A 9,259-nucleotide genomic window follows, 5' to 3' on the forward strand; every position below is an offset into this window, starting at 1 on the left:
CAACCAGCAGAAAATTCCGTCGCAGACAGTTGAAAAAGCGGAAGACATTCTTCGGCTTGCAGGCAATGCGCAGGTGCTTGGAATCGATGAGGCACAATTCTTTGACAACACTCTGGTCGGCGTCTGCCGGAAACTGGCCGAAATGGGGCGGCGCGTCATCGTTGCCGGTCTCGATAAAGATTACCGAGGCGAACCGTTCGAGCCGATTCCTCAACTTCTCTGCGAAGCGGAATATATCACAAAAACATTGGCAATTTGCATGAAGTGTGGGGGTCCCGCCAACTACACGCAACGGTTAACAAAATCCAGTGAACGAGTTTTATTGGGAGCGACCGACACTTACGAAGCGCGCTGTCGCGCCTGTTTTGAGCCTCCCAAAGAGTGACGATCCCTATCAGAAAATAAAATTGAACGCTGGCATCTAATTCACCAATTCAATGTAGAAGGAAAAGAAAAATGAGATTTATCGGAATTCTCGGAATTATCATATTGCTCGGTATTTCCTATCTCATGTCTAACAATCGGAAGAAAATTCGACCGCGTATCATTATCTGGGGTTTACTTCTTCAGGTGCTCTTCGCGGCGGTAATTCTCGGCAAACCTGCACTTTCTTTCTTCAGTATGTTCGTTTTTCTGATGATGGTCGTGATTTATATTTTCAAAAACGATATTAATCTGGCGGGCGATCGGAAACAGCAGATGGGGAAAACGGCATTAGTGATTGCTTATTCGATAGCCGCGCTTCTGGCGTTCTATTGTATATCTGCTCTCAGAATTCTCGGCTGGACGATCGTAATCATATTTGCGGCAATGATCGTCAAATCCATCTTGAAAATCAAAACCGGTAGCAAATACTTTTCACTGGCTTTTATGGCATCGTCCTTCGCGTGGTTTTTTATGAACGGTTTTACTGGCGAAGTGATCTTTGCGTGGCTGAGTCATAAAGTTGAACGCTTTCTCGGTTTAGCGACATACGGCGCGGAATTCCTTTTTGGGAATCTGGCGCTGGATAAATATTTCTTCCCGAATTCTCAGGCGTGGCCGGGTTTTGGAATGCAATTTGGATTCAGCGTTTTGCCGGTCATTATATTTTTTGCCTCGTTTATGGCGATTCTTTACCATCTCGGCGTGATGCAGATAATCGTTCAATGGATGTCGCGCTTCATGCAGTGGACGATGGGAACGAGCGGAGCCGAGACGCTTTCCTGCACGGCGAATATCTTTGTCGGACAGACAGAAGCGCCGCTGTTGATTCGCCCGTTTCTTAATGAGATGACTGTCTCTGAACTTTTAACCGTGATGGTTGGCGGCTTTGCAACAATCGCGGGCGGCGTATTGGCTGGTTATATCAAGATGGGCGTCAGCGCGACGCATCTGATCGCGGCAAGCGTCATGTCCGCGCCGGCGGCTTTGCTCGTTGCAAAAATCATATATCCTGAAACGGAACTATCGAAGACAGCGGGCGAGGTTGATTTGCCTAAAGATATTGTCCAGTCGTCGAATTTACTGGAAGCGGCGTCGTCCGGTGTTACTGACGGGTTGAAACTCGCCGCTAATGTTGCCGCCATGCTGATCGCGTTTATCGCGCTTATCGGACTTGCCGATACAATACTCTCTGTTCTTGACAGATTGATCGATGGAAGATTTTTTCATGGAACCTACCACAAATATGCGGCGGCGAGCGGTTTTTCGCCAATAGTTGGAGAATATGCAGGCTGGTTCCCTGGAAGTTTCAAGACTTTTTTCGGAACGATGCTGAAACCACTGGCGTGGGCGATGGGCGTGTCTTGGAAAAATGCGGGTGAAGTCGGCAACCTACTCGGCATCAAACTGGCGTTGAATGAATTCGTTGCATATGGCACGCTTGCTGAACTGAAAGCAAACGCCGTTATCGATCCGAAATCGATCGTCATCGCTACGTACGCTTTGTGTGGATTCGCCAATTTTTCGTCGATCGGGATTCAGATCGGCGGCATCGGCGCGCTGGCTCCGAACAGGCGGAAAGATTTGTCGAAGGTCGCTCTGAAAGCAATGTTTGGCGGCGCATTTGCATCGTGGATCACCGCTTGCATCGCCGGAATATTATTCTAAGAATCGGAAGCATGATTCGGTAATCGAAGACAAGTTGAGGGAACATTTATGAAATTGATTGTCCTTGGACCTCCCGGTGTCGGGAAGGGAACTCAAACGCATAAACTCTGTGCTGAATTAGGAATGACGCATATTTCGACGGGAAATATCTTAAGGGAAGCGATTAAAAACGGGACAAAATTGGGCGAACAGGCAAATGCTTTCATGACCAAAGGCGAGTTGGTGCCGGATGCCGTCATGCTCGGAATTATCGAGGAAAAATTGTTTGGCAAACAAGCACCGGCGAACTACATTCTGGACGGTTTTCCGCGAACCATTGCGCAGGCGGAAGGGCTGGGAAAACTATTCCAAGTTCATAAAGTATGGACTGACGCCATCATTCTGCTCGATGCGGAAGTTCGGCAGATCATCGACCGGCTTTCAGCGCGAAGAACCTGCCGGAACTGCAACGCCGTTTATAATCTGATGACGAATCCGCCCAAACAGACCGGTCGGTGCGACGCGTGCGGCGGCGATCTCTTTCAGCGCGACGACGATAGAGCCGAAACAATTGCTAAACGATTGGACATTTATACGCGGCAAACCGAACCGCTCGTCGAATTTTATCGGAAATCCGGGAACCTGAAAGTCATTTCGGCGGATGGAACTCCGGATGAAGTCTTTCAACGCATTAAAAAGGAATTGATTGGAGGTTAGTGAAAAAGTGGTGACCGTTGGCATTACTGGTGGATTAGGAGCGGGAAAAAGCGCGGCGGCGGCATTTCTGGAAGAAAAAGGCGCCTATGTGTTCAATGCCGATGTCGTTGCAAAGGAATTGCTGAAAAGTGATCCTGAAATTAAAAAGGATCTGGTTGACGCTTTCGGAGCGGATATCCTGAAAGACGGAGCGATCGATAACGAACGATTGGCAAAAGTATCCTTTGCCGGCGAAGAAAATCAGAATATCATTAATGATATTATACATCCGCGCGTAATCTTGGCATTTCGAGAAAAGCTCGAGAATCTGGATAAAAAATACGAATTGGTCGTCGTCGATGCGCCTTTGATTTTCGAATCGGGCTTCGACAATCATCTTGATCACACTGTTTTAATTTACACGCATTATAAAATACGGCTGGAGCGTGCGATCCGTCGCGGAACGATGTCCCGTGAGGAAATTCTCAGGCGCATGGAACTCCAGATGCCGGAGGAAGAAAAGCGGGAATTGGCGTCGTTTGTCATCGATAACAGCGGCACGTTGGAGCAACTGAAATCCGCGATGGAATCGCTATACAAGAAACTGATGTCGTAACTTTTTCCGTATTTTCTTAAAACATTTTTAGATTGTCGGCTGAAATTTTCAAAACGGTAAAACAGAAAGTGGAGATTTTACAGGCATTTGATTAAATTGCCTCTGCTATGATTTGTTGCGCTCGAAATAGTGAAAGAAAAAGTAGAATGCGGATCAGATTCGCGCTCGCTTTATTGATCCTCGCATTCCTTCCTGTTTTGACGAGCGCTGAATCTCCGTTTTCCATTCTAAATTTGACGCTTGTCGGAGAGAACGATTTGCGGCAGTGTGTCAATCATCAGTTGGAATTCAAATGGCAATATTCACAACCCACTGCGGAATGCTCTGTTGAGATGATCCTGTCAGAAGTACTTCTAAAGGGCGACACCGTTTTCTGGGAATCCGGGACGGTAACGATGGATCAACCGAGTTTTCAATACGTCAGCCTTGGAGATATTCAAGATGGTGCGAAATACCGATTTTCCATCCGCGCGAAGAATCCGCTTATGGAATGGTCTGATTATGCGACGCTGGACTTTGTGATGAATTCGGTTCCGGCAAAACCGGCGTTTGTTATGCCAAAAGATTTTATCTCACGCCAAAACGAAATAGAACTCAAGTTCACACCGGCGACGGACAAACAAACCAAACCGTCTGGCATTCGGTATCAGATAAAACTCTCTTCAGATTCTCTCGGGAAGAACATTCTGTTCGATCGAACGGTCGCGCCGCTAATGTCGAAGGATATGAATCTTTATCACAAGATACGTGAGCCTCTTCCGGAAAATTCCGTGTGCTACGCATGGGTACGCGCGTGGGATGCTGTCGAATATTCGCCTTGGGAGAGCCAGAGATTTTTCGTTAATCGAATTAATGAACCACCGGGGGAATTCCGGTTGCTTTCGCCGCTTTCAGGAGAAGAATTTGCCACTGCACCGAATTTATCATGGGAAACCGCGTCAGATCCGGATGAGCAATTCGGCGACGGCGTCGCGGCGTACAAAGTAGAAATTTCCGCCGACAGAGATTTTCAGACGATTGCGTTTGAAAAAAAAGTGGTAGGAAAATCCATTCAACTTGAATCGAAGGTTTTGGAAAATCACCTAAAATATTTTTGGCGCGCGACGGCAATCGATCAATCATTGTTGATGATGGTTAGCGAAAACGCCGGCGAATTTATCATCAATAGCGGAAATCGGGTGCCAGCTGTTCCGAAATTGATTTCGCCGAGCAACCGTTCCGTTTTAAAAAAATCCGAACCGCTTATTTTTCAATTGGGCGAAGACCCGGACAAGAACGACCGTCTCTCGTGCGAAATTCTGATTTCCAAAGAGGATGATCCGGAGATTCTTGCAAAGATTTCCCTGCCGGATTCTCTGCTGGAAATGGCGCGGGCGAACCTGCTGTCCGGCATAGAGGTCAGTTATGATAACGTTATCCGGATTCGGTTGTCTAACTTTACGGAATCCACTCAATTTCAAGATGGCGAATGGTATCGGTTTCAGGTGAATGTGATAGATGGTTGGGGTGGAAAAACGACTTCTGATTGGACGACATCTGTGTTTCGGTTCGATGACGAAATCAATCAACCGCCTCTGCCGCCAATCGATGGATTCTCGCCCGACTCGGCCATTGTTCAAACGCTGTATCCCGTTATGAAGTGGTCGCGCGGAACCGATTCCGATGTTGGCGATAGATTGAGTTATCAGGTCATTCTGAGTCGCGACAGGAATTTCACCGGGCGCACGTACATCGTTCAGTCCACCGCGTATGATAAGACAGAACTCACCATCACGATGCCTCTGCTCGAAAACAGCACATATTTTTGGAAAGTCAGGTCAATTGATCTGGAAGACGCGCGTTCGGATTGGTCGGACGTTCATTATTTCGGCGTCAATCATTTCAACGAGCCGCCGTCCGGACCTGTCGAACTTATTTCTCCGCGAAGTCTGGAGGAACTGAATCCCGAAAGCTGTTTCTGGTGGAAAAAAGCGTCCGATCCCGATCCCGGCGATTCGATTGGCTACATCTTGGAATTGTCGGAATTCTCCGATTTTATCCAGCCGTCTATCAGTTACCGGATCGAACTGAGACGGACATTGCCATGGAAAGGGATGAACCCGCCCGACGATCAGGCAATAGGAATTCGATTGGCAGATGTTCCCGGTCGGGACTCGCTCAAAGACAATACGATGTATTATTGGCGGATCATGGCGATGGACAGACAGCAACTTGCCAGCCCTCCCCCGGATGAAATGCCGCGCGTCGCTTTTAACCAAATCAACAATTCGCCAACGACAATCGCCAGCGGTTTTTCTCCCAGAAACGGCGAAATCGTCAAGACTCAGATGCCAGAACTCCGGTGGGAGCCGTCGCAAGATCCGGACTTCGTGGATCTGCACATGTACATTTCGTATGAACTTCAGATTTCGCAAAGTTCCCAGTTCATCGACTCCCAGACCGAGCGGTTCGAGACGGCGCGGGGGCAGAATTTTTTCAGCGTTCCGAAGCTGCTGTCTGAAAATCAAAAGTGGTTTTATCGCGTCCGGGCAAAAGACAATCACGGCGCTCGTTCGGATTGGTCGTCGATCAACTCGTTTATCACGAATGCCATTTCGGAGGCGCCGTTGGCGGTTACTGAAGGATTGTTACCGAAAGATTCCATGATTGTCGATACGCGAAAACCGCTCATCAGCTGGTTGCCATCCAGCGATCCCGATCCAAACCAAAGTTCTCGCGACCTGACCTATACGGTGAAGTATTATCCAGCCGACGAGCCCAAAAAATCGGCGGAAGTTACGACTAAAGCCGGTGTGACCAGTATCCAGCTTCCGCAACTTGCCGAAGATAAATATTACCGGTATCAGGTAATGGCAGTGGATCCGGACGGTAAAAAATCGGTGTGGTCAAAACACGTGATTTTCGGCGTCAATTCCGTCGATGAACCTCCGAAGCCGTTTTTAATGGTTTCGCCATTTTATGAGGAAGATTCCGTCACGGTTGATGCCGTATTTACTTGGAATCGGGCGATCGATAAAGACCCGGGCAGTCACGTATCCTATCATTTTTTTTATGGATTCGACAGTTCGTTTGTCACCAACACGATCGAAGTCGTCATCGATCCACCGTCCCAAAATGATTCGATCGTAACCTATTATCCGGTTCATCGGTTTCAAAACGGCGCGCGATATTTCTGGAAACTCGCCGCCGTTGATAACTCCGGGCTCTGGCGCTGGGCGTCCAATTCTCAGACGAAACCGTTTCCTTTTAATACGATTGGCTATCGGCGTACGCAATCTACGGCATTCGGACCAACCAAGTTTCAACTGCACCAGAATTATCCGAATCCGTTCAACACGACGACACGAATTCAGTACGAAGTTTCTGAGAGCGGTGACGTGGATGTCGTCATGTATAATGTACTGGGGAAAGCTGTCAAGATTTTAGCATCGCGAAATCATTCTCCCGGCATCTACGATGTCTATTGGGACGGAACCGATGAGGCGAACAACTCGCTACCCGGCGGAATGTACCTGTGCCGCATGAGCGCTTCGGGCTTCGTCTCGCACAAGAAAGTTCTGCTGATGAGGTAGGATTCGGTAGATTGGGTTAAATAGGTTAAGTAGGTTAATTCAATTGATTATGCCTATCTGCATAGGGCGGATTGGTTGGGTCAGAATACCTGTTAAGTTAGAAAAATAAGGCTCGTTATTTTTAAAATTGCTTAACTTATAAATGGACAGTGTTTTATGAAATTCAACAAAATCACTTCTAAGGGTATGTATGAATAAACATAATGCGACCTGTAAAGAATTTGAAATCAAGCTAAAACAAGCCGAGAAACGAATCCAGCGGGCTGACGAGAAGTTGAGGTATTTGTTTTCCTCGAGCGCCGCGGTCATCTATACTATACTATAAAGACTCCAGGTGACTTTATCGCAAATTTCATGAGTCCGAATATTTTCCAACTAACTGGCTACCAGCCAGAGCAATTTATCAACGATTCAAAATTCTGGATCGATCATATTCATCCTGAAGATATTGACCGTCTTTCAGCCGAATCAATACAAGTATTAACAAACGATCGTTCCACTTACGAATATCGTTTCCTATGCCAGAACGGATCATATATCTGGGTGCGAGACGAAGTAAAACTGATCCGGGATGAAAAAGGCGAGCCTCTCGAGACAGTAGGCTATTGGATAGACATAACTGCGCAAAAGCAGACGGAAGATGCACTCAGGGAAAGTGAATTGCGACTCAAACAGGTATCAGAACATACACAAGGATGGATTTGGGAAGTGGATAGAGAGGGGGTATATACTTAAGCAAGTCCTGTTATTAAATCGTTACTGGGTTGTAAACCTGAGGAAATTGTCGGGAAGAAACACTTCTACGATTTTATTGCTCCTGATATTAGGCGCGAAATTATGAAGGCGGTATTTGAAATCTTTTCTAGGAAAGAAAGTTTCAAGAAATTAGAAAATCCAAATATTCATAAAGACGGCCATATTGTAATTCTTGAATCTAGTGGCTGCCCTGTTATCGACAAGCAAGATAATCTTATTGGTTACCGAGGAGTTGATTCTGATATTACCGAGCAGAAAAATACTGAAGAATTCTTGCGCACCCAAAACAGGTATCATAAAATAAGAGCCGATCTCTGGAAAATCGCAAATGATTCTTATGGTTCCGAATCCGATATCATCCAGAAGATGCTAACCTTTGTTGGTCCTGAACTGAATGTCAGTCGCGCCACCTTCCTCAAACTTAATCCTGATATAAAAGAATATGTTGTCGAAAGTCAGTGGTTTACAGCGGACGCCGGTCCATCTCAAAACCAATCTATTAGTTTTAGAAAGGCAAAACTGCTGTTTGGTCGCAAATATGCCGTACTACCCAGAGATTTAGTACCCGGCATCAAACAGTACATCACCAGAAAATTTAAGAAAGACGGTATTTATTCTTATCTTGCAGTACCGTACAGTGATCAAAAAAATCCATCAGGTTTATTTACTTTTTCCGAATGCCGCTATGCTCGCCAATGGAGCCAGATTGAAATCGATGCTCTCCTGGAAATTGTTAATATTATCACACTCAAAAGCGAAGAAATCAAAACACAACACGCTATCCATGAAAGTGAAGCGCGATTAATGGAATCAGAAGAACGCTTCCGCAATCTGTACGAAAATGCCACCGTCGGGCTCTATCGGACGACACGAGACGGAAAAATTCTTCTCGCTAATCATGCTCTGATCAGCATGCTAGGCTATTCTTCTTTCGATGAACTCGCTGTTAGAAATCTTGAAGTAAATGGTTTTGAACCCTCCTATCCGCGCGCCCAATTCATCGAATTGATCGAAAAAGAAGGCGAAATCCGAGGATTTGAATCGAACTGGAAACGACGGGATGGATCAATTATTTTCGTCAGGGAAAGCGCCGGCGCTGTCCGTGATTCCCATGGAAAAACTCTGTACTATGACGGCACAGTGGAAGACATAACCGAGAGCAGGCAAGCCGAAGGAGCCCTTATAACAACCGAGCGTATTTATCGCCATGCCATTACAAAGGCCGGGGGCGTCCCTTATCAGATCGATTACGCCAGTCGCAACTATATTTTCCTGGGTGAGGGCATTGAAAGCCTGACAGGATATTCCCCCACGAGATGACTGGCCTATTATTTATGAGTCGATTGCGACAGACCGAAGCATACGGGGAATACAAAGATTTGCCGCGTCTGAAACGCGAGCAACTGACTCTGCAGGGCAAAATCAGAGAATGGCGTGAGGATGATCTGTTCGAGCGGAAAGATGGTTCTCTGGTTTGGTTGGCTGACCATTCCGTACCTCTGTTTGATAAAGAGGGAAGGATTACTGGCTCGCTGGGCATCCTGATGGA

General features: G+C 46.7%; 8 protein-coding genes. All 8 read left to right on the top strand.

Annotated features, from left to right (window positions below):
- Positions 1-385 (top strand): thymidine kinase (locus tag COT43_07505; protein PIS28008.1); only part of this gene is annotated, 385 nt, incomplete at its 5' end.
- 71 nt (positions 386-456) lie between these two features.
- Positions 457-2,091, top strand: a complete 1,635-nt coding sequence (locus COT43_07510) for a NupC/NupG family nucleoside CNT transporter (protein PIS28009.1) — start codon at positions 457-459, stop codon at positions 2,089-2,091.
- Positions 2,092-2,139: 48 nt separating this feature from the next.
- Complete coding sequence (locus COT43_07515) at positions 2,140-2,787, top strand: adenylate kinase (protein PIS28010.1); 648 nt, start codon at positions 2,140-2,142, stop codon at positions 2,785-2,787.
- The gene (locus tag COT43_07520; protein PIS28011.1) at positions 2,777-3,382 is read left to right on the top strand and encodes a dephospho-CoA kinase; all 606 of its coding nucleotides are present in this window, start codon (positions 2,777-2,779) and stop codon (positions 3,380-3,382) included. The genes COT43_07515 and COT43_07520 overlap by 11 nt, the downstream gene beginning before the upstream one ends.
- 107 nt (positions 3,383-3,489) lie before the next feature.
- Positions 3,490-6,954, top strand: a complete 3,465-nt coding sequence (locus COT43_07525) for a hypothetical protein (protein ID PIS28012.1) — start codon at positions 3,490-3,492, stop codon at positions 6,952-6,954.
- A gap of 354 nt (positions 6,955-7,308) precedes the next feature.
- A complete protein-coding gene (locus COT43_07530; protein ID PIS28013.1) occupies positions 7,309-7,689 on the top strand; it encodes a hypothetical protein in 381 nt (126 codons plus the stop codon).
- A gap of 102 nt (positions 7,690-7,791) precedes the next feature.
- Positions 7,792-9,030, top strand: coding sequence for a hypothetical protein (locus COT43_07535; protein ID PIS28014.1), 1,239 nt, complete (start codon positions 7,792-7,794; stop codon positions 9,028-9,030).
- 14 nt (positions 9,031-9,044) lie between these two features.
- The coding region (locus tag COT43_07540) for a hypothetical protein (GenBank protein PIS28015.1) at positions 9,045-9,259 on the top strand (215 nt) is incomplete at its 3' end.

The organism is Candidatus Marinimicrobia bacterium CG08_land_8_20_14_0_20_45_22, assembly GCA_002774355.1.
Classification (GTDB): Bacteria; Fidelibacterota; UBA2242; order UBA2242; family UBA2242; genus 0-14-0-20-45-22.

Bases quoted from the DNA above. Each gene is read 5' to 3' on its own strand.
- COT43_07510 (PIS28009.1), top strand. From the start codon at position 457: ATGAGATTTATCGGAATTCTCGGAATTATCATATTGCTCGGTATTTCC.
- COT43_07515 (PIS28010.1), top strand. From the start codon at position 2,140: ATGAAATTGATTGTCCTTGGACCTCCCGGTGTCGGGAAGGGAACTCAA.
- COT43_07525 (PIS28012.1), top strand. From the start codon at position 3,490: ATGATTTGTTGCGCTCGAAATAGTGAAAGAAAAAGTAGAATGCGGATC.
- COT43_07530 (PIS28013.1), top strand. From the start codon at position 7,309: ATGAGTCCGAATATTTTCCAACTAACTGGCTACCAGCCAGAGCAATTT.
- COT43_07535 (PIS28014.1), top strand. From the start codon at position 7,792: ATGAAGGCGGTATTTGAAATCTTTTCTAGGAAAGAAAGTTTCAAGAAA.